Genomic DNA, 785 nt, shown 5'->3' with positions numbered 1-785 from the left:
TTATAGCAAAGAGGATACACCTGTTCCCATTCCGAACACAGAAGTTAAGCTCTTTAGCGCCGATGGTACTTGGTGGGAAGCTGCCTGGGAGAGTAGGACATAGCCACGTAATCTTTTTTTATTTTAAGTTAATGTGGTAGATTATAATAATTTAACGCTATTTCTTTGAAATTGTATAAATAATAATTTTAAGACGATTATTTTAAGAATCAACTCAATATAATCAAGGATAAAAATAGAGAATAAGTAATTAATAGATTTTGAATTGATTTAGAAACCAACATCTATAGATAAAAAATTTATTTACAGAAAGAATTTTAAAGTTATCAGAAAAGGTATGATATATTTCTCAAGTTGTCTTGAGCGAAATAAAGGTGTGTGTGGATACAATAATAAATTCATAAGAAGATACAGGCAAACCGTCCTTAAATTTTATAATAAGCTCTAGTTCAATAATACGCTAAATTAATGACAGTGGCTTAAATATATATCAATTAAAGTAAGTATATGAAGGGGAAGTTGTTAAGCGTAAGAAAAAATGTACAAATAAGCAATGAAATTTTAATAAATAGATAAGCTATAATATGTATATTATATAATTTGGATATTAATGATTTGATTAATAATCAATTAAATAAAAAATAATAAAAAATTTTTAAAAAAGTGTTGACGTTATAAAAAAAAGATGATATAGTATTACTTGTCCTTAAGAAAAGGGCAAACAAATAAATGAACTTTGAAAATTAAACAGTAGGTTAATTATAAAAATTCTTTTTAAAGAATTA

At 24.8% G+C, this 785-nt stretch carries 1 rRNA gene; it reads left to right on the top strand.

What is annotated here, in order from left to right:
* Window positions 1-109 (top strand): 5S ribosomal RNA (gene rrf, locus ABFX13_RS14605); the annotation flags it as partial.
* Window positions 110-785 lie beyond the last annotated feature (676 nt).

Source organism: Paraclostridium tenue (assembly GCF_039521565.1).
Classification (GTDB): domain Bacteria; phylum Bacillota; class Clostridia; order Peptostreptococcales; family Peptostreptococcaceae; genus Paraclostridium; species Paraclostridium tenue.
Note: the sequence above shows the minus strand (reverse complement) of the source record. Positions and strands in the feature narration are given on the sequence as shown.